At 66.9% G+C, this 22,236-nt stretch carries 15 protein-coding genes; 13 read left to right on the top strand and 2 right to left on the bottom strand.

Translation table 11 applies throughout. From position 1 onward, the window contains the following. Positions 1–70 precede the first annotated feature (70 nt). A complete protein-coding gene (locus LAJ19_RS08465) occupies positions 71–343 on the bottom strand; it encodes a hypothetical protein (RefSeq protein WP_225475329.1) in 273 nt (90 codons plus the stop codon). A 128-nt stretch (positions 344–471) separates the two neighbouring features. On the opposite strand from LAJ19_RS08465, the gene LAJ19_RS08470 reads away from it, so the two are divergent. The 8 genes from LAJ19_RS08470 (at position 472) to LAJ19_RS08505 (ending at position 16,094) form a co-directional block, all read left to right on the top strand. Further along, complete coding sequence (locus tag LAJ19_RS08470) at positions 472–1,425, top strand: LysR family transcriptional regulator (protein WP_225475330.1); 954 nt, start codon at positions 472–474, stop codon at positions 1,423–1,425. A 115-nt stretch (positions 1,426–1,540) separates the two neighbouring features. Next, positions 1,541–3,010, top strand: a complete 1,470-nt coding sequence (gene cysS / locus LAJ19_RS08475; protein ID WP_225475331.1) for a cysteine--tRNA ligase — start codon at positions 1,541–1,543, stop codon at positions 3,008–3,010. A 254-nt stretch (positions 3,011–3,264) separates the two neighbouring features. Beyond that, entirely contained in the window at positions 3,265–3,825 is a 561-nt protein-coding gene (locus LAJ19_RS08480) for a YcjF family protein (RefSeq protein WP_225475332.1), read from the top strand. 560 nt (positions 3,826–4,385) lie between these two features. After that, positions 4,386–4,886, top strand: a complete 501-nt coding sequence (locus tag LAJ19_RS08485; RefSeq protein ID WP_225475333.1) for a hypothetical protein — start codon at positions 4,386–4,388, stop codon at positions 4,884–4,886. A 42-nt stretch (positions 4,887–4,928) separates the two neighbouring features. Further along, positions 4,929–7,148, top strand: coding sequence for a beta strand repeat-containing protein (locus LAJ19_RS08490; protein WP_225475334.1), 2,220 nt, complete (start codon positions 4,929–4,931; stop codon positions 7,146–7,148). Positions 7,149–7,225: 77 nt separating this feature from the next. Beyond that, a complete protein-coding gene (locus LAJ19_RS08495; RefSeq protein WP_225475335.1) occupies positions 7,226–9,997 on the top strand; it encodes a DUF7927 domain-containing protein in 2,772 nt (923 codons plus the stop codon). Beyond that, the gene (locus tag LAJ19_RS08500; RefSeq protein ID WP_225475336.1) at positions 9,994–13,134 is read left to right on the top strand and encodes a TonB-dependent receptor; all 3,141 of its coding nucleotides are present in this window, start codon (positions 9,994–9,996) and stop codon (positions 13,132–13,134) included. The genes LAJ19_RS08495 and LAJ19_RS08500 overlap by 4 nt, the downstream gene beginning before the upstream one ends. Beyond that, positions 13,131–16,094 carry a DUF11 domain-containing protein gene (locus tag LAJ19_RS08505; protein ID WP_225475337.1) on the top strand — a complete coding sequence of 988 codons (2,964 nt, stop codon included), beginning with the start codon at positions 13,131–13,133 and terminating at the stop codon, positions 16,092–16,094. The genes LAJ19_RS08500 and LAJ19_RS08505 overlap by 4 nt, the downstream gene beginning before the upstream one ends. A gap of 673 nt (positions 16,095–16,767) precedes the next feature. Here the strand turns inward: LAJ19_RS08505 and LAJ19_RS08510 are convergent. After that, on the bottom strand, positions 16,768–17,097 hold the full coding sequence (locus LAJ19_RS08510) for a hypothetical protein (protein WP_225475338.1): 330 nt from the start codon (positions 17,095–17,097) through the stop codon (positions 16,768–16,770). A 213-nt stretch (positions 17,098–17,310) separates the two neighbouring features. Here LAJ19_RS08510 and sdhC point away from each other — a divergent pair, with 213 nt between their 5' ends. The 5 genes from sdhC to LAJ19_RS08535 all read left to right on the top strand — a co-directional run bounded on the left by sdhC (position 17,311) and on the right by LAJ19_RS08535 (position 22,133). Continuing rightward, positions 17,311–17,667 (top strand): succinate dehydrogenase, cytochrome b556 subunit, encoded by a 357-nt coding sequence (sdhC, locus tag LAJ19_RS08515; protein ID WP_225475339.1) that lies wholly within the window; start codon positions 17,311–17,313, stop codon positions 17,665–17,667. Then, positions 17,667–18,044 (top strand): succinate dehydrogenase hydrophobic membrane anchor subunit, encoded by a 378-nt coding sequence (locus tag LAJ19_RS08520; RefSeq protein WP_225475340.1) that lies wholly within the window; start codon positions 17,667–17,669, stop codon positions 18,042–18,044. The genes sdhC and LAJ19_RS08520 overlap by 1 nt, the downstream gene beginning before the upstream one ends. Positions 18,045–18,104: 60 nt before the next feature. Further along, positions 18,105–19,856, top strand: a complete 1,752-nt coding sequence (sdhA, locus tag LAJ19_RS08525; RefSeq protein WP_225475341.1) for a succinate dehydrogenase flavoprotein subunit — start codon at positions 18,105–18,107, stop codon at positions 19,854–19,856. A gap of 47 nt (positions 19,857–19,903) precedes the next feature. Next, positions 19,904–20,668: a succinate dehydrogenase iron-sulfur subunit gene (locus LAJ19_RS08530; protein ID WP_225475342.1), complete on the top strand. Its 765-nt coding sequence runs from the start codon at positions 19,904–19,906 to the stop codon at positions 20,666–20,668. A gap of 82 nt (positions 20,669–20,750) precedes the next feature. Then, positions 20,751–22,133: a cytochrome P450 gene (locus LAJ19_RS08535; protein ID WP_225475343.1), complete on the top strand. Its 1,383-nt coding sequence runs from the start codon at positions 20,751–20,753 to the stop codon at positions 22,131–22,133. Positions 22,134–22,236: the final 103 nt, after the last annotated feature.

The following is a 22,236-nucleotide window of genomic DNA, read 5'->3' on the forward strand; positions in this document are numbered from 1 at the left end:
CGTTCAGTATCGTGCCGCCTTGTGATGCCCGGGTCAAGGCGCGCCGGGCCCGGCCTTCATGCGGGGCAGGTCACTGGTGGGCGCGGACAGGGCCCAGCGCGGCGTACCCGGCGGCATGCAGGGCGCGGCGCAGGTCGGTTTCAGTCAGGTGGGTGTACAGCGCCTGAACCTGCAGTGTCGCGTCTCCCAGGCGGGCCACGGGCCACACGTGGACGGTCCAGCCAGGCAGGAGGGGCGTGGTGGGCTGCCCGGTGGGCGTGGTGATTTCCAGGGTGTACACCGGAAGGAAGCCGTGTGGCGCGGGGACGGGCAGGGCGGTGGTGGGGCGGATGCTGGCGGTCATGGTCATCACCTCTGCCCTCAGGGTGCGCTCCCCCGGGGTGCCGGGGCCATCGGTGGGGACCGGGCCGGACGGTGCGTTCCATCGGTGAAACCGATCGCTGGGGTGCAGGCCGGGGTCTACACTGGTGTATGTCGTCCGAACGTTTCCCTGCCGCGCCGTCCCTGGCGCAGTTGCGTGCTCTGCTGGCCGTCGCGGACGCCGGCGGGTTCAGTGAAGCCGCGGCGGACCTCGGCGTGTCTCAGTCCACGCTGAGTGAAGCCATCAGTAAACTCGAGGCCCTGACCGGCCGGCCGCTGCTGCGCCGCGGCCGCGGCGGCGCGCTGCCCACCCCCGCCGGTGAACGGCTGCTGCCGCATGCGCGCGCCGCGGTGCAGGCGGCCGGGGACGCGCTGCTGGCCGCGCAGGACGACCACGCGCTGCGGGGGGTGCTGCGGGTGGCGTCCTTCCGCTCGACCGCCACGCACCTGCTTCCGCCGGCCCTGGCGGCCTTCCGGGCGCGCCATCCGGACGTGACCGTCCGCCTGCTGGACGGCGAGGTGGGTGGGGAGAGCATGGTCCGGCGGGGCGTGGCGGACGCCGCAGTCGTGATTGAGGACGTGATGCCGGACCTGCGCCTGACGCCGCTGGTGCTGGATGAGTACCTGTTCGTGGCGCCCGCGCGCCGCGGCACACACCCGGTGACGCTGCACGACTTCACGGCCGGGCCGCTGCTGCTGGCGCCGGGTCCGAACAGTTGCAACGTGCGCGTCATGGCGGCGTTGCGGCGCTACGACGTCCAGCCGGACCGGGTCACGGAAATCACGGAGGACAGCGTGATCCTGAGCATGGTGGCGCACGGGCTGGGGGTCAGCGTGATGCCGCGCCTGGCGCTGGCGCCCCTGCCCGACGGGCTCGTGGCGCTGCCGCTGCCTGACCCGCTGCCGCGCCCGCTGGCCCTGGCGACCCTGCCGCACCGCGCGAACCTGCCGCTGCTGCGCGCCTTCCTGGACGTGCTGCTTGAGGTGTTGCGCCGCCCGGCCGCCGCAGCGCTGCCAGGCCCGGTGGGCGTGGCCGCGCCGGGCGCGCCGACTCTGCTACATTGAACGCATGATGTCCGTGTGTTGCCTCCCCTAGCGGTCGCGCAGCCCACGGCCTGTGACCGCGCCCTCCTCTGTGTGGCGCGGTCTTTTTGTGTTTCAGCGTGTTCAAGGAGACTTCATGACCCAGCGCCAACCGGACCCGAATATCGTGCTGTACGACACCCTGCAACGCCAGAAGGTTCCTTTCGTGCCGGCCACCCCCGGGCGGGTCGGCATGTACCTGTGCGGACCCACCGTGTACAGCGACGCGCACCTGGGCCACGCGAAGAAGGAAGTGGCGTTCGACGTGATCCGCCGGGCGTTCACGCACCTCGGGTACCAGGTGCGGTACGTGGCGAACATCACCGACGTGGGGCACCTGCAGAACGACTCCGACGACGGCGAGGACAAGATGCTGGCCCGCGCGCGGCTGGAGCAGCTGGAACCCATGGAGGTCGCGGACAAGTACCTGTGGTCGTTCGTGAAGGACATGGAAGCCCTGAACGTCCTGAAGCCGAGCATCAACCCGCGCGCGACCGGGCACATTCTTGAGCAGATCCGCCTGATTGAGGAACTGATCGAACGCGGGCACGCGTACGAGTCGCGCGGCAGCGTGTATTTCGACGTGCGGTCCTGGCCGGAGTACGGCAAGCTGTCCGGTCGCCGTCTGGACGACCAGGAGGAAGGCACGCGGGAGGCGGTCCGGGAAGAGAAACGCGACCCGCGCGACTTCGCGCTGTGGAAGAACGCCGAACCCGGCCACATCATGCGCTGGGAGTCCCCGTGGGGCGTGGGCTTTCCCGGGTGGCACATCGAGTGCAGCGCCATGAGCCTGAAGTACCTGGGCGAAGGGTTCGACATTCACGGCGGCGGCCTCGACCTGCAGTTCCCGCACCACGAGGCGGAGATCGCGCAGGCCGAAGCGGCCGGGCACGCGTTCGCGCGCTACTGGATGCACAACAACATGCTGACCATCGGCGGCGAGAAGATGAGCAAAAGCAAGGGGAACTTCCTGACCATTCAGGATGTCCTGACGCAGCACGACCCCATGGTGGTGCGCTTTCTGCTGGTCGGCAGTCACTACCGGTCCATTACCGAGTTCAGCGACGCCGCCTTTGAAAGTGCCCGCAGCGGCTACCGCCGCCTGACTGAAGCGCTCCACGAAACCGAACGTCGCCTGCCAGCCGCGCCGGCCGGGCAGGACGCCGCGCTCGACGCGAGGGTGGCAGCCCACACCGAGGCCTTCGAGGAGGCGCTGCGCGACGATTTCAACACGCCCAAGGCTGTGGCGGCCCTGTTCGGCCTGACCACCGACATCAACGCGGCCCTGAATGCCGGCGCGGTGCCGCGCGGCACCCTCGAGCGCACGCGGGACGCCTTCCGCACCCTGGGCGGGAACGTGCTGGGGCTCTTCGCGGAAACCGGCGCCCCCGCCCGCGGTCAGGACGACACGCAGGTGGTCAGCGCCCTGATGGACCTCGTGCTCAAGGCCCGGCAGAATTATCGGCTGAACAAGCAGTACGCGCAGGCCGACGAGCTGCGCGACACACTCACACGGGTGGGCGTAACGGTCGAGGACACCAAGGACGGACCACGCTGGAGACGCTGAACCCCCCCTAACCTCAAGATTCAGGGGGCCTGAATGAGCCGTGCATGACAGAAGCGACCGCATCCGCCTGACCGGACTGTCAGCTTTTCACCGGCCCTGAGTCCTACCATGACGGTGAGTGGTGAATCCACCCTCATTCTTCCCTCCGCGGACACGCCACCTCCCCCCCTGGGCGTGTCCGTTTCCTGTGTCCATGTCGTAAACGTAAACGGAGGCCCACACCGGCCCCAAAGTGGGGGCAGTACACTCCCAGCATGCTGCCTCCCCTCGTCAAACAGGTGCTGGACAACTTTAATTTCGACGTCGACCCTGCCCTCAGCCCGGAGGAGAACGTCGAGGAAGTCATCAAAAGTGCGGCCCTGCTGTCCGGCGCCATCAGCGTCGAACCGATTCCGTTCGCGGACATCCTCCTGATTACACCCGTTCAGGCCAAGATGGTTCTGCACATCGGCAAGATCTACGGGCATGACATCAGCAGTGAACGCGCCCTGGAAATCGCGCGGGAACTGGGCGTTACGGTCGCGTACGGCGTCGCCGCGCGGCAGGTCATGCGCGGACTGGCAAAACTGGCCCTCCCACTGATCGGGGGGCTGATTACCGCGCCGGCCGTGTACGGCTGGACGTTCGCCCTGGGCCGCCTCGCGCAGAACCACTTCGAAAGGCGCGCTCAGGGCCTGCCCAGCAGCCGCCAGCAGCAGGTGCAGGTGGTGCAGGAAGCCAAAAAGGACGCCCGGCGCGTTCTGCCAGGCGCGCAGGACTTCAGTGACCTCGCCTCCGAACTCCGCCGACGCGCTGAACAGAAAAACCAGCCTTAACCTCAAGACCTGAAGCGGTAACAACCAGAAGCAGAAGGGGCCCCCAGGCAGGAGATGTCTGGGCGCCCCCTTTCGTCTGTAGGAGCGAAGATTTCATGGGGCAACGCTGAGGAGTGTCGCTCCGTTTTCTGTCGTGCTGGGAGGTGTCTTGGGGCCGCCGGGCCTGATGTCGGGCGCTGGTCTACAGTGTGCGCCCGCAGAGGCCTGCCGTACCGGTGCACCTGGGGGCAGCGGTCACTGTCCTGGACCATCCTGTCCAGCGCCGACGTCCGCAAGAAGAATGGCGAGGACCGTGGGCGTGGACAACCCGCTTGCTCCTGTGAACGCAGGGGGTGGGGTTAAGACGCGGCCTCGGCTCCTACGCGGCACGGAAAGGACTGAATGACCGGCTGTCAGAAGGCCGTAATAAATTCTTTATTATCTTCTAATCGTTCTTAGTCCTGATGAAGCGGTGCGCCAGCTGTGAGCTTCGCGGGACACCACCGACAGACGTCAGTTCCCAGTGCGTGCCGTGAACCTGGGCGCTTCGCCCCTTTGTTGCTGCTCAGGAGACACCCCGCATGCTCAGACGATCCACCCTTCCATTTCTCTTTGTGTTGACGGGTCTGACGGTCGCCCAGACGGCCGCCCCACTGGTCCTGCGCCTGGAGCAGGCCCTGGTTGAAACCGTACAGACGGGTGACAAGGTCACTGAGCGGCGTCAACCGGCCCCAGTCACGGTCCAGCCTGGCAACGTCCTTGAACAGACCGTGACCGCCACCAACACCACCCGCCGCACCCTGCGCGGTGTGGCGGTGAACCTTCCCGTCCCGGCCGGCACCACGTTCACCGGCGACGCGGTACTTGGCAGCGCCCGCTGGACGGCAACCTTCAGCGCGGACGGAGGCCGCACCTACGCCAGGGCGCCCCTGACCGAACGTCTCACCGTCACTGAGAACGGCCGCGCCATGACCAAGGACGTCGTGATCCCCCCGACGCGCTACACCAACGCGCGCTGGACGATCACCACCATGAACCCGGACGAAACGCTGAAGTTCAGTCTTCGCGTGAAAGTCAAATAAACCCGAGGTGTTATGAACAGAACTTCGTCCCTGCTGGCCCTTATGACCGCACTTTCCGTCGGCGCTGCGCACGCCCTCGTAGCTCAGCCCGTCGCCCCCAGCACGCCCACCGCCGCTGGGACGCTGATCACGAACACAGCCACCGCTACATTCAACGATGAAACGAACACGCCCGTCCCAGGGCCGAACGGCGGGCCGCCCTCCACCTCCAATACGGTAACGTCAACCGTGCAGGCTGTTCCAGCCTTCACCATCACCCCCAACACGGTGGACCGCACGCCTGTCAGCGCCATTCCCGGGGCGTACGTGACGTTCAACAAGTACACCCTCGCGAACACTGGGAACGTGAATGGTGACAGCTACGCCGTCAACAGCGGCGCCCTGGATCTGACCACCATCAGTGGAAAAACCGTTCAGACGCCCGGCACGGTGTACTACTTCACGCACCAGCCCGCTGGACCGGAACTGACGAGTCCGGGGACGAATGGCGGCCAGACCAGCCTGTCATTCACGAACGTGGATCCCGGCAGCACCAAGGACTTCTGGGTGGTGTACCAGATTCCGACGACTGCCACCGACGGCAGCGTGTACTCCAGCAACCCGGTCGGGCACCGCAACACGAACACCAGCATCCCGAACAACGTTACTGACGGCAGCGCCCCGGACGACACGAACAACCAGAACGAAGCCAACATCACCCGTAACGATTCCTTCAGCGTCGGCCCGAACGGGTTCGCTCCCGGGAACGCCCCGGCCGGCACGCAGGACACCACCACCAGCCCCGGCTACACCATTGTTGCGAGTGGCGACAACCAGACCGGCACCGTGAACGTCAACGCCGGCCAGACGACCCTGACGTTCACCGAAACCCTTCAGAACACCGGCTCCCGCACGGACAGCTACGCGCTGGCCACGAAACTCAGCGGCTTCCCTGCCGGCACCACCGTGAAGTACTACCTGAGCGGCACGGAACTGACCAGCGCCACCGGCATCACCATTGACGGGACGAGCTACCCGGCGGTCACGAACGTGGCTGCCGGCGCCACCGTGAACTTCACGGTACAGCTCACGCTCGGCTCCGTGACTGCGCCCATTACCACCACACCCGTCGCGACCGTGCAGGTCACGTCACAGAACTCCACGGCCGCCGCCGGCGGCGCGGGCGGCCTGAAAGGCACACCTGACACCACCACCGACACCCTCAACGTCCGCGCCGCCGCATTCGGCGATTACCTGGGCAACGTGCTCAGCACCACCCCCACCCAGGCGCAGAACGTCACGCCCAGCACCAGCGGCCCAACAGACGTCAAGTACACCATGGCCGTGTCCAACTTCGGGACAATCACTGAAACCTACGTGCCCACCACGGCGGGCACCACCATCAACCAGGTGGTAATCCCGGTTGTTACCAGCACCGGCAGTGTCAACGCCACCCCCACCCCCACTCCGGTGCGCTTCTACCTGGCGGACGTGAACGGAGAACCCACCGGCCCCGAGCTGAACAGCACCAACCCCCTGAGTGTGCCTGCCAGCAGCACGGTGACCGTGATCGGTGTCGTCAGCGTACCCAGTACCGCCGCCGCCATGAACACGCCCCTGTCGTTCGTGCAGCAGCTCCTGTCCAGCACGGCTTCACCGACCGGTGTTCCTGCCGGAACGGCCGTCACGACCCTCACGGACGGGACCTACACGATCAGCGGCACCACATATGGCGTCCCGAACTCCGACCAGTTCACGGTGAAGTCCTCCGGTACCCTCCAGATGAGCGGCCCGGCTGGCACAGGCAAAACGGTGGTGAACTGCGGCAAGCTACTCACCGACTGCGCAACCGCCAACACGGAAGTCACCACCAACGACGTGAAGCCGGGCGACTACCTGAAGTACACCATCCGCGCGAAGAACACCCGCAACGGCGCGGTGAACACCGTAATTCTGCAGGACATCCTGAACGCCAACGTGAACTTCGTCAGCCTGAATGCAGCCCTGCTTGACGGCCTGGGCAGCACGGTCACCGGCTTGCCGGCGAACTTCGCCTACCGCTACGCCGCTGCCGGAAGCAGCGTCGGCACGGCCGCCTGGGCTCAGCTGGGCACCGGCTTCTCGAACAGCTTCGACACCACGGGCGCACCCATGGTCGTCAGCGCCGGTTCCACGTTGCAGATCGCCGTGGACAGTGCCAACGCCCAGAACGTCATCGACACGGACGATACCGTCAGTGCCATGCACACGGTGGTCGTTACCATCATCGTCCGCGTCAAATGAACCGCACGCCGGACCTTCCGTTTCACCCGGGGGTCCGGCGTCTTTCGCTCCGCGGCCTGTCTGCCCCAGGAGGCTTCGTGCACCGTTCACCACTCCTCACCGCCCTGCTCACGTTGCTTCCACTGATGGCGGGCGCCAGCGCCGCGACCCTTACGCCCGCTGGCACCATCATCCAGAACCAGGCGACGGGCACGGTCCGCACCGACGACCCGGCCGACGGCACGCTGCACAGCGTGTCTAACGCCGTGCAGTCCACGGTGGCGTCTGTCTGCAGTGTGTCGCTGCTTCCGAACGGCAGCGTCACCTCTCCCGCCCAGACCCAGACGGTTCGGGTGGGGGACACCGCGACGTACTGGGCAACCGTTACGAACGCCGGGAACGACACCTTCACCTTTCCGCTGTCGTGGCAGCCGGTGTCCGGCGTGACCCCGGCTGCCAGCAGTGTGAAGTTCTTCCAGGACCTCAACGGCAACCGGGCGCTGGACAGCGGTGAGCCTGAGATCAGCAGCCTGACGCTCGCGCAGGACAGGACCGTGAACGTCCTGATGATCGTGGCCGCAACGGCCGCGATGATCGGGGAGGCAGACTTTGCGCCGGTGACCGCCTGCGCGGAGGGAATCCCTGACGCGGACAACGTGGTTCACCTGAAAGTCACCGGCGAAGCGCACCTGCTGTTCACGAAGAGCATGACGCCCGCCGCGTTGCAGCCCGGCGCGGCGAACACCGTGACCCTTGACGTTGCCAACACTGGCGACATCACCTCCGACGCGGTGGTCATCGAGGACCTGCTGGGCACGCAGGCGCTCTCCAGTCTCAGCTTTGAGCCGGGCAGTGTCAACGTGCCCGGTGGCCGCCTCACCTACACCAGCGACGGCACAACCTGGACCGACACGCCCGGAAACGCCGTGACCGGGCTGCGCTGGACGCTTCCGCAGGGGGTGCCCGCCCACGGCAGCAGCCGACTGACGTTCCGCCTGCGCGCCGCCGCCACGGCTGCTCCCGGCCTGCGCACCAACACCGCGACGCTGACTCCTGTCTCGCCGGACCTGCACACCCCCACCGGCGCCGCCGCAGACGCAACCGCCACACTCAACGTCGCGGCTGCCCCGGCCCTCGCGCTGGGCCCGGTCGGGAACCCCGGCGCGCCGGAGCTCAGTGAGCAGGACACCCAGCGCCGTCAGGGCGTGGTGACCGGTCAACTCGTCTGTTTCACGCACACCCTGCTCAATTCCGGGAATGTCAGTGACCTCGTCTCGCTGACGCCCACGGTTGCCGGCGGTCTGGCAGACATCACCCTGCTGAACGCCCAGGGCACCGCCCTGCAGCAACCGCTGACCCTGACGGCCGGGCAGAGCGTGAACGTGCAGGTCTGCGTCACGCCCCGCAGCGCCGGCCAGGTCACCCTCACCCTCACGGCGTCCTCCAGCGCAGGCGCGGAACCCAACCAGACTGTGGACGTGATCAGCGGCATCCTCGACCAGGGCCCCACCCTGTCCAAGACCGTCACGCCAACCGGCACCGTGTCGACCGGGCACACCCTGACCTTCACCCTCAGCGTCACCAACCCGTACCCGTTCCCGCTGACGAACGTGACGGTCACCGACACCCTCACCGCGAGCCTCGCGCTGGCCAGCGCCACCGGCACACCCAGCGTCGACGGCCCCACCCTCACCTGGCACGCGGGCACGCTCGCGCCCGCCGAAACCGTGTCGTACACCGTCACGGCCCGCGTGGCAACCACCGCCCCGGACGACCAGGCCATCACGAACTGCTTCACCTTCACCAGCGACCAGCACCCGCAGGCGGTCACGTCGCCCTGCACGAGCAGCCCGGTGTGGAGCGCGGCGCTGTTCATGCAGAAGACCGCGCAGCCCCAGCAGGTCACGGTCGGCGGGCGACTCACCTACACGCTCACCGCAAAGAACACCTCTGCGACCGCCAGCATGGTGAACCTCACGGTCATGGACGCCCTGCCCGCCACGCTGGAGTACGTGCCCGGCACGTCCCGCATCGCCGGGCAAAGCGTTCCCGATCCTGCCGTGCAGAACGGAGCGCTCGTCTGGGCGGTGCCGGAACTCGCTGCCGGGCAGCAGGTGACGATCACCTTCGACACGCGCGTCCTGCCGGGCGCTCCGGCCGACCTGGTGAACACCGTGACCGCACAGGCCCAGGGCCTGAACCTGGGCAGCGTTATCGTCAACGCCAACACCGCCACGGCCCACACCAAAATCCAGGCAACCGTCTTCGACGTGTACGGCGACCTGATCGGCCGCGTGTTCGTCGACCGGAACCTCAACCGCCGCTACGAGCCCGGCACGGACCAGCCCGTCGGCAACGCCCGCATCGTGCTCTCCACCGGCCGGACAGTGGTGACGGACGCCACCGGCCTGTACCACGTCGCGCGCCTCGAAGGACCCGTCGCGCTGCGCCTCGACCCGAACAGCGTGCCTTACACGCCGCTGAGCGTCCCGCAGGACGGCGGCCTGAACGGCTCCAGACTCGTGGTCGTGAGCGGCCTGACCAGCGCCGACTTCCCCCTCACCCCGCTGACTGCGACGCTCGGCGCCACCCGCGACACACGCCTCACGCAGGGCCCCCTCACCGTGGACAAGCACGTGACGGCCAACCCCGACGGAAGCTACGCCGTCTCCCTGACCCTCACCACCCAGGTGGACCTCGCCGCCTTCACGCTCACTGACCCCCTGCCCACCGGCGCCACCCTCACCGAAGGCACGAGCACCCTGGATGTCACCGCATTGAATGCCGGGACCACCCACGTCACCTACCGCTTCACTGTCCCTGGCACCCCCGCCGTCACCGATCCAACCGTTCACTGGAGGACCCCATGAACCGCACGCTGATGCTGCTCATGGCGACCATGCTCACGCACGCCGCCGCGCAGACCCTGCCGCCCCTTCCTGCGGGGGGCACAGGGGCCGCACAGGCCACGCCCACCACCGGCACGGACGCCAGGGCATCCACCCTTACTCTCCCCTACCAGGCGCCCACCCAGGCCAGCGACCTGCTGATCGCCCAGGCCCTCCCCACCGGCGCCGCCTACGTGCCCGGCAGCAGCGCCGTGAACGGCCATCCCATTCCCGACCCGGTTGCCGGGGCCAGCGGCACGCTGTACTGGGTCCTCCCAGCTGGCCCCAGCGGCACCCTCACCTACCGCGTGACGCACGCTGCGCCGCTGGCTCAGCTGCCGGCCGCTGCGCTCGGCGGCCGCGTGAACGGCCAGAATGTCACGCTGATCGGCACCCTGGACCGCGCCGACCTGGCCCTGGCCGCGCCACTGCCGGGCTCGCCGGCCGCCAACCCCGGCAGCATCACCTTCCCCCCTACAGACAGCGTCATCCGGGACCGCGACGCCATTACTGTCACGGTCGTGAACCCTCGGGGCGCCGCCGCACCCCTCACGGTGAACGGTGAGGTCGTGCCCGAATCGAATGCCGGCACACGCGACATGGACACCGCCACCGGCACCGAACGGGTCACCTACTACGGCGTGCGCATTCACACGGGCACGAACGTCATCGGGCACGGCACCGACACCATCAGGGTGCGCATGGTCGGCCCCGCCGCGCGCGTCGAGGTGCTGCCCCTGCAACTTCAGGCAGACGGCGCGACCCCCGTCCGGGTGAAACTCCGCGTGCTTGACGACAGCGGCCTCACCACCGACCAGGAGACCCTCACCATTCAGTCCGACATTCAGACCCTCACCGCCGACGCCAGCGCCACCACCGGCAGCCAGCAGGTGGCCCTGCACGGCGGCGAGGCGATTCTCGAACTGCCCGCGCAGGCCACCCCCCGCACCTGGCACCTCGACGTCCTCGTCGGCCGGACCGTGCAGCGCTTCACCTTCGACATCACCCCGCGCGACACGACCGTCGGCATCGGCCACGCGTCCGTCACGCTGGGCGCCAGTCCCTTCGGCGTCAGCGCCTGGACGGCCAGCGGGTACTACGAGGGCATGCAGGGCCGCGGGAAACTGTACGCCAGCGTCGCCTCGCGCGGCCTGCCCAGCAGCGTGAACCCGAACGACCGGTACGGTGCATACGGGGACGCCAGCACCGAAACGATTCCGCTACAGGGCATCGACCCGGTCGCGTTCCGCTACGAACACCCGGAGTTCAGCGCCCAGTACCGCGCCGCCGCGCTGCCCATCACGGTGTTTGGCCTGGGCGAGCAGTTCACCGCTCTGTCCGCCCGGACGCGCGGCGACACGTACGCCGCCGCCTTCGGCGCCCTCGTTCCGGACGGCCGGACCCAGGACCTCCTGACGCCCAACGGCACGCGTCTGCTGCGCCTCACGCGCGGCCCCATCAGCCCCGACTCCGAAACACTGGAGGTCGTGACCCGCGACCGCACGACAGGACAGGAACTGCACCGCGTGACGCTCACCCGCTTTGAGGATTACGTCATCGACCCGGCCCTCGGCACCATTGAACTCGCCCGGCCCCTTACCGCCGTGGACGACGCCCTGAATGACGTCACCCTCATCGCGTCCTACCGCCTCGCCGATCCCACCCACCAGCGCACGCCCGCCTGGGGCGCCGAAGTCGGCACGCGCGACGGCGACACCCAGGTGGCCGCCGCCATCGTGCACCTCGACGGTCACACCACCTATGGCGTGAAAACCACCCATGCCGACAGCACCAACACCCTCACCGCCCAGATCGCCGCGTCCGGCGGCGTTCAGGCCAGCGTGAACGTCAGCCACGCCTTCACCAGCGGTCAGGCCAGCTTCGGCCTGCGGTACCGTCAGGCTACGTATGCCGGCCTGAACGCCTTCAACGAAGGACTCAACGTCACCGGCAGCGTCCAGGCCAGCCTGGGCGGCTCCTGGACCGCCCAGAGCACCGCCACACTCACCAGCACGCCTGAAGGAAACGGCGCCGACCTCACGGGCCTGCTGCGCTACGCCGCCGCCCCCTGGTCCTTCGGGGTGGGCGCCCGCGCCGGTTACGGCACACACGCAGGCACGGCCGGCATCGTCAGCGCGTCGTACCAGGCCGCGCCATACCGGGTGGACGTCACCCACACGCAGACCCTCACGGGCAGCGGCACGACCACGCATGTCAGCGCCAGCGCCGAGATCGCCCCGAACGTCACTGCGCGCGTCACCGACACCATCGACTGGTCCGCCGGGCAGCGTGCGAGTTTCGGCCTCAACGCGAAACTCGGCGGAGCGAACCTCACCGCGTCGTACGACCTGCCCACCGCAAGCGGCCAGGGCAACCGCGCCCGCTTCGGCGCGGACACTACCCTGAATGTCGCCCGCAACGTCACGCTCGGCCTGAACGGCGCGTACCTGTACGACCTGCGCGCCAGCAGCGGCGAATTCAGCGTCGGCACCAGCCTCCGCTACGCCCGCCCCGGCCTCACCGGTATGGTTGGCGCTGACATCGCCCGCCACGCCGGCACCTTCAAAACCGTGCTGCGCGCCGGCATTACCGGCACGCTCAGCCCCGAACTGACCCTCAGCGCCGACGCCCTGACCGAACTGGGCGCCACCCCCGGCACGCGCGCCAGCGTCTCCGCCGCGTACCGCTCCGGCTCCCTGAACGCCCTTGGGTACCTCCGCTACCAAAGCGGCAGCCTGGGACCCAGCGGCGGCCTGCTCACCGGTGAACTCACCGGCGAGTACCACCAGCCCACCTGGGCTGCACGCGGCGGCGTCGCCCTGCGAGAAACCCTGAACGACCCCGCCAGCTTCACCTGGCAGCCCACCCTGGGCGCCACCGTCTACGTCACCGACCGGATCGGCCTGGGCCTCACCGCCCGCGCCCTGATCCAACCCGCCACAGACACCACCCTGTACGGCGCCGGCGTGGAAGGCTCCGTGCGCCTCCTGCCCGGCACCTGGGCCACCCTGGGCTACAACCCCACCGGCTTCCAGGGCCTCGGCAGCACCTACACCAAGCAGGGCGCGTACCTGCGCCTCGACCTCATCCTTGACGAACACACAGGAGGTGCGCGATGACCGTGCCAATCACCCTGCCTCGCCTGACCCCGACCCTGCTTCACCGCAGATGGCTGGCGCGCCTGCTCGGCCTACTGACGGCCATTTTGGGCCTGCTGGGTTTGAGTGGGCCGGCAGCAGCACTCAACGCCGGTGCGGTGAGCATCACGCTGGTCTCGGATACCCACCTCGTCTCAGACAGCAATAACTCCTGTACCAAAAACACAGACCTTACCTACAGCACCCCCAAGGCGGCCTATCAGGCATTCAAAATCACGAACACCTCAGGTGGAACTTTAATCAACCTCAAGGCCACCTTGGGTATCACAGCCGGCCCGGCAGGGACCGGAACCATCAACACTGCCGAGCCCAGCTTTGGCCTTGCCGGCAACCAAGCCGCCGAGCAGTACATCGGCACCCTGGCAGCAGGGAGTTCGAGAACGCTGTACTGGTTCATCACCTATCCTTGCTATAGCGGATCCGCTGGGATAAGCACGGCCTCCCTCACCGTGACCGTTGCCGACCCGGACCCGATTACCGGGACGCCCACCAGCACCGTTTCAAGCTCAACAACGGTCAGCACCTACAACAGTATCAGTGCCAACGCCGGCGGTCAGCTCAGCAGCAGCCTGTTAGGCGCCGGCGCCATCGTGGGGCAGCTCATCGTCTATGACGCTTCCTATTCCTTCGGTGGCACTTCCCCCTCCGACGAGTTCAGCCTCCAGCCGGCGGGGAATCCAGAATTTAGGGCCGACTGTCTGCAACTGGTAAAGTCTCAGGTCACCGCCTCAGCGGTGAATGCCATTCCGGTCAACAGCACCGACTTGATCTACTTCAAAGCAGGATCGACCAACGCAGATCGACAGAGCGCTCCTCAGGGCGGCAACCTGGTTTCAGTGCGCTACTGGTTCATGTACAAATGTGCCAATACAACCACAATAGCTAATGCCTTCGCTTCCTCAACAAGCGGGAACACCAACGTCAAGTACACTGGCAACTACAAGGCCGCAGGCTTCACCATCAGCTTCCCAGGCGCAACAAACGCCTTCTCCATCGCCAAGACCGTGACACCGACCCAGCTCCCAGCTGGCGGCACCGTGACGTACACCGTGAAGGTTACGAATACCAGTACGCAGTTCGGGGCCTACCTTGACAAGGTAACGGACGTGCTGCCCACCGCGCCCGCCAACGTCACGCTGAATAGCACGACGATCACGGGCACAACCGGCGTGATCACCACCCCGAACAGTCTGCCCAGCCCCGGCTCCACCGGCACCGTCACCTTTCTGGGGACGCCCCTCACATCCTTCTTCATTCCCAGCGGCGGCGTGCTCACCATTACCTACACCGCTACTGTGCCCACCAATCTCGGCCGGTACACCAACACAGCCACCGCCACGACTGGCCTGTCCACAACGCCGGCCAGTAGCGTCACCGTTCAAAATGGCGTGACTGCTTTCGGGGTGACCAAGACCCACGGAACCTTCCGCGTCGGCAACTACGCGGCAGGCGCCACCGGCGGCACGTACACACTTACAGTTACAAACACCGGGAACCTCATCAGCAGCGGCACCCTTACCCTCACTGACACTCTCCCAGCCGGCCTGACATTGGCGACTGCGAGCGGCGCGGGCTGGACGTGCACCGGGACCACCAGCCTCACCTGCACGTACTCAGGGGCGCCGCTCGCCGTGAACGGCAGCACGACTCTGACGCTCAATGTGAATGTCCCGACCGGCATCACCACCAACATTGTGAACACAGCGTCTGTCACAGGCGGCGGTGCGACCGGTACGGCGGTCTCCAATACGGATACCGTGACAAACGCCAACCTGAGCCTCAGCAAGACCGCGAGTGTGAGCTCCGCTCCGCTGAACTCCAACGTCACTTACACCCTGACTCTGACGAACACCGGCCCTGGCGCCGCAGCCGGGGTCACCGTGGAGGACATCCTGCCCGGCAGCGCGCAGTTAGTCAGCGCTGATTCGGCCGTCACGTGCGTGACCTCGAGCAGCCCGGTGGTGTGCACCTGGTCACCCAGCACTATCACGGCGAACACGACCGTCACCGCGACCATCAAAGTCAAGATGACGGCCGACGGCGTCGTGAGCAACAGCGCTCAGGTGAAGACCACGCCGAACACGTTCGACCCGAACTCCATTCCCGGCAACGGCACGACCAACGGGGAAGACGACACCTCCAGCGTGAGTGTGACGGTTGGCGGCGCCGACGTGAGTATCACGAAGACAGCCACGAGTACCGTCCTGCCTGGCGGAACGGTGACGTACACGCTGGTTGTGTCGAACGCTGGCCCCTCCGCCGCCGCGAACGTGGTCATCACGGACGTCCTGCCCAGCAGCGTGACCTACCAGTCGTGGTCGGTGACCCCCAATGGTCAGGCGGGCACCTTCTCCAACAGCAGCGGCACCCTCAGCTGGACTCACGCGTCCCTGATGAGCGGCGCCACCCGGACCTACACCGTGCTTGTGAAAGCACCGGACGCTCCTGCGGTCAAGGCTGGTACCACGAGCGTTCAGAACACGGCAACGGTCAGTACGGACACGTTTGACCCTGCCAGCGGGAATAACAGCAGCAGTGGCACCACGCGCATGGCCTACGTGGAGCTGATCAAGGTGATGCGCAACGTCACGAAGAGCCTCCCCACAGGTGGCGCGTATTCCCGCAGTGACGGCACGGCTGGAAACGCCATGGTACCGACCGCCCCTGGGGATGTTGTGGAGTACTGCATCGACTTCCGGAACTACGGCGCCGTGACCGCCGCGAACTTCACCATCACGGATCTGGTCCCGGCCAACACGGCCACCCTGGCGGGCTCCGGGACGTACACGCTGAACGGCGGGAGCAGTCAGGTCCTTCCGGCCGGGGCAGTGGGCTCCGCGGGCCTGTCCTTTACGCTGCCGGGCACGTTGAGTAATGGTCAGTATGGCCGGGTATGCTTCCGGGTGAAGGTAAACCCGTAACACCGGGTGGCGGAAGGGGGGTGGCGGGTCAGCCACCCCTTTTTCGTTGCGCCGCGTCCTCTACGCAAAGAGACCGAGCAATGCGGCAGAACGCCGGTCCGTGAACCTGGTACCCGTAGAGTGGTGGGCCAGGACGGCATAACGGCCCCCTCTGTCACGCCGGTGCATTTGACGCTGCCCGGAGCCCGAGGATCAGCGGGCAGGGTCGAACGTGACGACTTAGGACTGGGCCAGTCAGCCGCCTCCGCGCCGGCCCCCTTGCCTAGTAGGCCGATTGACCTGCTGGTGGAAATTGACCAATGGGGCTTAGCGGGGTCGCTGCGACAGCTCAAGGCGCAACCCAGAGTACCTGGGCAACCTGATTGCGCAGGGTTACAGCAGGGGTTCAAGGAGCGGGGATACCACTTGTCCCGGCACAGCTGCTGGGGTACGGCGGCCTGAATGGATGAAATCGAAGCACTCCGCCGGATGATGGGGCAGCGCGCCTGGCCGCGTCATAGGGTAAAGGAGCCCACCGGTACGTCAGGTGGGCTCCTTGCCTGGACTGTTCGTAACACAAGGTTTCACCTGGGGATCTAGCACAGTCCAGTTGACCCGGACGCAAGTGGTTCAGCCGGGTGTGGGTTCACACGGCGGCCGTGGTGTAGCACCACGGGGCCGCGCTCAGGCAGCCTCACTGCAGGTCGATATCTATGACCGGCATGACCTCTTCCTCAGGGAGGGCGTCGGCCTGGCGTTTGACGTCGGGGATGGCGACGGGGGTGGTGCGGTCCAGCGGTTCGTGCGGCTGGCCGGGCTTGACCCAGCGGGTGCCGGGACCTGCGGGCGCACCGGGGCGGCGCGGGGCGGGCGGGGTGGCAGCGTGACGGGCGGCGCGGATGATGCCGTCCACTTCTTCCCGGCTCAGCAGGCCTTTCTGTTCCAGGGTGCTGAGCAGGCCCAGCACCATTTTGCGGGTGAATTCGGCCTCGACGGCCGGGTCCTTGGGCGGGGGGGTGGTCATGGTGTTCAGGGTAGCGCGCGGGGCGCCTGCCCCTCACGGGGTGACAGCGGTGACATTCGGGCGTTCCGCGCTGTCGGCCGGGTGTCACTGTCTTTGGGTGGGGGGGTGTTATTCTTGGACGGTCTGAAAGCGTGGTGTGAATGGTCACCCACACGGCATAACGTTCGCCCTAGTGTGTAGGCGAGACGGGGCTGAGACGTCGAGGAGGATTGGATGTACCGAGGAAGAGAGGGGCAGTGGGCGTTCCTGCTTCACCGCCTGTCGGGGCTGGCGATTCTGGCTTACCTGCTGCTGCACGTGTTCAGCATCGGGTCGTTCATTTTCGGGGAGCGCTTCTACATGACGATTCACGAGCGGTATGACCTGTGGCCGTTCCGTGTGGGGCTGCTGTTCGTGGTGGCGGGCGTGGTGTACCACTCGTTCAATGGTCTGCGCATTATCGTGATGGACTTCACGGGGGCCGGCGTGGCGTACCAGCGTCAGATGTGGTACGTGGTACTGCTGCTCAGCGTGCTGGCGTTCGTGGGGTCGGCGGTGTCGCTGTACCCGCGCCTGGTGGGGGGCTACTGATGATCCGTGCACGGACGTTTACGGACGCGCGGCAGCAGTCGCACAACAACGCCGAACTGAACTGGTGGATCTTCATGCGCGTCAGCGGGCTGATTCTGATGTTCCTGATCCTGGGGCACGTGTACATGACGTTCATCCAGGTGAGCGAATCGGACGCCACCTTCGACGCGGTGGTGAACAAACTCGCGAATCCCGCCTGGAAGTTCTACGACTGGCTGATTCTCTCGCTGTCGCTGCTGCACGGCGCGAACGGCGCGCGGTACTCCATCGAGGATTACGTGCGGTCCCGCCCGAACCGGGCGTGGGTGAAGGGCATCTTCTACACGGTGGTGGCCCTGCTGTTCGCGTTCGGGACCGTGGGCCTGTTCGCGATCTGAGCCGCTGACATTCTTGGTTCTCCCCCGCCGCGCGGCGGGTGGTAAAGGAAGACACTGACTATGCATCATCGTTATGACGTTCTGGTGGTGGGGGCGGGCGGCGCCGGCCTGATGGCCGCGCTGTACGCCGCGAAAGGCAACGTGAGCGTGGCCTGCATCAGCAAGCTGTACCCCACGCGTTCCCACACGGGCGCGGCGCAGGGCGGGATTGGCGCGGCGCTGGGGAACGTGCAGGAAGACCACTGGGAATGGCACATGTTCGACACGGTCAAGGGCGGCGACTACCTGACTGACCAGGACGCCGCGGAGGTGTTCGCCAAGGACATCATCGACGCCGTGTACGAGCTGGAGCACATGGGCCTGCCGTTCTCCCGCACGCCGGAAGGCAAGATCGCGCAGCGCAAGTTCGGCGGCCACACCCGGGATTTCGGGAAGGCGGCCGTGGAGCGCTCCTGTTACGCGAAGGACCGCACCGGGCACATGATTCTGCAGACGCTGTACCAGCAGAACGTGAAAGCCGGCACGACGTTCTTCAACGAGTTCCACGTCACGGACCTGCTGATCGAGGATGGCCGCTGCCGGGGGCTGGTGGCGTACCACCTCGCGACCGGGGAGTTGCACACCTTCCACGCGAAAGCTGTCATTCTCGCGGCCGGCGGGTACGGGCGCATCTTCAAGATCACCAGTAACGCCCTGACGCTCACAGGCGACCTGATGAGCATCTACTACCGCAAGGGCCTGCCGCTGGAGGACATGGAGTTCTACCAGTTCCACCCGACGGGTCTGGCGAAGCTGGGCATCCTGGTCACGGAAGGCATCCGTGGTGAGGGCGGGATTCTGCGCAACGACAGTGGCGAGCGGTTCATGGAGCGTTACGCACCTACCATCAAGGACCTCGCGCCGCGTGACATCGTGTCGCGCTCGATCATCACCGAGATCCGTGAGGGCCGCGGGGTGGGCCGCGACAAGGACGCCGTGAACATCGACCTGACGCACCTGCCGCGCGAGGTGATCGAAGGCAAGCTCGCCGAGATCACGGACCTGGCCCGCACGTACCTGGGCATGGACCCGGTCAAGGACCTCGTGCCGATCCAGCCGACCGCGCACTACGCGATGGGCGGCATTCCCACGAACCTCGACGGCCTGTGCCTCAGCGACGGGTCCGGCGGCACCGTGGAGGGTCTGTACGCGGCCGGTGAGCAGGCCTGCGTGAGCCTGCACGGGGCCAACCGCCTGGGCACGAACAGCCTCGGGGACCTCGTGGTGTTCGGCCGCCGGGCCGGGATTGCTGCAGCGAAGTACGCCCGTCAGGCGGAGTACCCCGAAATGACCGAAGGGGCCGAGCGTGAAAGTCAGGATCTGTTCGAGCGGCTGCGCAGCGGCAGCGGCAAGGAGAATGCCGCGCTGATCCGCAAGGAACTGCAGGAATCCATGATGAACAACGTCGGGATCTTCCGCAACGGCAAGGATATGGCCGCGCAGGTTGAGGTGCTCAAGGAACTGAAAGCCCGCTACCAGAACGTCACGGTGTCCGATCCGAGCCGCCGCTACAACAGTGAACTGATCGAGGCGATGGAACTGGGCTTCATGCTTGACTGCGCCGAGGCCATGACGGCCAGCGCCCTGAACCGCACGGAGTCGCGCGGCGCGCACGACCGCGAGGATTACACCGAGCGGGACGACACCAACTGGCTGAAGCACACCATGGCGTACAAGAACCTCAACAACGACAACGACGTCATCATCGGGTACAAACCCGTGGCCCTCAAGGGGTTCACGCGGGCCTTTGAGCCCAAACCCCGCGTGTACTGACGTCCGTACCCGGGCCGGGGTTCTCCCGGCCTCTGGAAGGAACCCCAATGACCCAGACCCATGCACAAGCCAGCAGCGCGCCCGTCAGCGCGAGCGTGCCCATGCTGCAACTGAAAGTCAAAGTCCTGCGCTTCGATCCTGAAAAGGACAAGAAAGCCCACTGGAGCACGTACGACGTGGAAGCCCAGCCGGGCGACCGCGTGCTGGACGTCATCAACCACATCAAGTGGTACCTGGAGCCCAGCCTCACGTTCCGCCGCTCGTGCATGCACGGCATCTGCGGCAGTGACGCCATGCTCATCAACGGCCGCAACCGCCTGGCGTGCAAGACACTGGTGCGGGACGTGGCGAAAAACGGCGGGACCATCACCGTGGAACCCATCCGGGGCCTGAAGGTCGAAAAGGACCTGCTGGTCGACATGGATCCGTTCTTCGACTCGTACAAGGCGATCATGCCGTACTTCATCAACGAGTCTCCGGCGCCCGCCGCGGAACGCATCCAGTCCGAGGAGCATGCCGAGCGCATGGCCCACTCGAGCAACTGCATTCTGTGCGCGTGCTGCACCACCTCCTGCCCGATCTTCTGGGTGAACGGCTCCTACCTTGGGCCGGCGGCGATCGTGCAGGCGCACCGGTTCATCTTCGACAGCCGTGACGAGGCCACCCACCAGCGTCTGGCGATCATGAACCAGAACACCGGCGTGTGGCGCTGCCGCACGGCGTACAACTGCACTGAAGCGTGCCCGCGCGACATCCCGATCACGCAGCTGATCGAGGAAGTCAAACGCGCCGTGATGTACGCCCAGTCCTGAATCTCAGTTCTCCCTGCGGCCCCGCCCTCACCGGCGGGGCCGTGTTGTCCTCCCGTAGCGGGGGCGCAGGGTATCGTGACGCATGACCGGCGCCGTTCCTCTCTCCCCCGCCCCGCGGGTCATTCCCAGCGTGCCCGGCCCGCCCGTGCTGGGCAGCCTCACGCAGCTGTGGCCGCACCGGTTGCGGACATTCCTGACCCGCTGCCACGAAACGCACGGCCCGGTGTTCCATGTGACGGGTCTGGGGCGCACCATCACGGTGCTGGCCGGACCGGATGCGAACGTGTTCGCCATGAAAGAAGGGCACCGCGTGTTCCGGTCCAGGGAAGCGTGGCAGCCCAACGACCAGGCGTTTGGCGTGAACCGCTCCCTGATCAGCGTGGATGGCGAGGAGCACCGCGCGTTCCGCCGGGTGGAGGCCCGCACGTACACCCGCTCCTACCTGCTGGAGCGGCTGCGCCCGGCCCTGGCCGTCGTGGCCGAGGACCTCAGCGCGCTGCGTGCCGGTGACGCGCTGCCGGTCGCCGCGTTCTGCAAAGCAGTCATTACGGAACAACTGGCGCGTGTGGTGGTGAACGGCACCGCCCGCCCCTTCCTGCCTGACCTGCTGACCTTCGTGCAGACGACCCTGATGGTGCGCGTCACGCAGCAGCGCCCCGCCCTGGCCGAGCACCTGCCGGCGTTCCGCCGCGCCCGCACCCGTTCCCTGCGTATGGTGGAGGACCTGATCGACGAGCACCGCCGCCACACTCCTGAAACGGCCGGACGCGCCCCTGACCTCATCGACGACCTGCTGGCCGCGCAGGCAGCGGATCCAGCGTTCTGGTCGGACCTGGACGTGAGAATGGCAGCCATCGGGGCGTTCGTGGCCGGGATGGACACCGCCGCGAACACCCTCGCGTTCGTGCTGTACCGCCTGGGGCGCCACCCCGAATACGCCGTGGACCTCATGGCGGAAGCCGACCGGGTCTTCGCGGACGGCCCGCCCCATCCGGACGTACTGGCGGATCTGCCGCATCTGCACCGGTTCGTGCTGGAGTGCCTGCGCCTGCACCCGATAGCCCCGGCCCTCACGCGCACGCTGACGCAGGACGTGACGTTCGCGGGCTACACCATCCCTGCCGGTCGGCAGGTGATCATTGCCACGACCGTGCCTCACGGCCTGCCGGACTGCTACCCGGACCCGGCACACTTCGACCCGGACCGGTTCGCGCCGGGCCGCATGGAGCACCGGCGCCCGGGGGTGTTCGCCCCATACGGGGTGGGCACGCACGTGTGTGCCGGCAGCGGCATGGCGGAGGGCCTGATCCTGCTGAATCTCGCGGCCATCCTGCGCACCCTGGATCTCGAGGGGGACCCCACCTACCAGTTAAGGGAGGTGGCGCGGCCCACCGCGAGCCCCGATGACCGCCTGACGCTGCGGGTCCGGTCGGTCCGGCACCGGGCAGTCAGCCTGCTCGCCTGACCTGCCCAGGTCTGGACTGAACCGCAGAGCTGAGCGGCTCAGAGCGCGGGCGGGGGCAGCGTAAAGCTTCTGGTCGTGGCCGTGAGGAGGGGCGGCACGCAGC

Origin of the sequence: Deinococcus taeanensis, assembly GCF_020229735.1 — a bacterium.
Taxonomy (GTDB): Bacteria; Deinococcota; Deinococci; order Deinococcales; family Deinococcaceae; genus Deinococcus; species Deinococcus taeanensis.